Origin of the sequence: Companilactobacillus paralimentarius DSM 13238 = JCM 10415, assembly GCF_001434985.1 — a bacterium.
Taxonomy (GTDB): domain Bacteria; phylum Bacillota; class Bacilli; order Lactobacillales; family Lactobacillaceae; genus Companilactobacillus; species Companilactobacillus paralimentarius.
The window spans coordinates 1-563 of sequence record NZ_AZES01000124.1; the positions used below are offsets into that span (position 1 = coordinate 1).

Annotated in this window: 2 tRNA genes; both read left to right on the forward strand. The window is 36.8% G+C overall.

Annotated features, from left to right (window positions below):
- The first annotated feature begins 64 nt into the window (after positions 1-64).
- Positions 65-137 (forward strand) — tRNA-Asn (locus FD33_RS10450).
- A 14-nt stretch (positions 138-151) separates the two neighbouring features.
- Positions 152-242, forward strand: a tRNA-Ser gene (locus FD33_RS10455).
- Positions 243-563 lie beyond the last annotated feature (321 nt).

Here is a 563-nt window from a genome sequence, read left to right on the forward strand (position 1 = left end):
CCACGCCGAAAGTAGTTGGTGGGAAACTACCCGCGAGGATAGGTAGCTGCCACGCTGTTATTATTCCGGATTAGCTCAGTTGGTAGAGCATCTGACTGTTAATCAGGGTGTCGTCAGTTCGAGTCTGACATCCGGAGTTTTTTTTTACCTTGGAGAGTTGTCCGAGTGGCTGAAGGAGCATGATTGGAAATCATGTATACGGGTATTGACCTGTATCAAGGGTTCAAATCCCTTACTCTCCGTTAGGTTATTTGTACAAACAAGTGTCACTGTATAAAACAGTGTAAAAAGACTATCATATCAATAATGTGATAGTCTTTTTTATTTTATTTTTTTATTCTAATCCGTGAATCAATGTTGTCATGCTGTAGTCACGGAATAAAGACTACTTGAAGAGTACATTAAGCCAGAATTTTTTGTTTATTATTAATGATTTTTATTTCATAAAACATATACAAATTGATAATATGTATGATATAATTATTTTCGTTGAGTTAATGACATGCGCCTATAGCGCAATTGGATAGAGTGTCTGACTACGAATCAGAAGGTTGTAGGTTCGA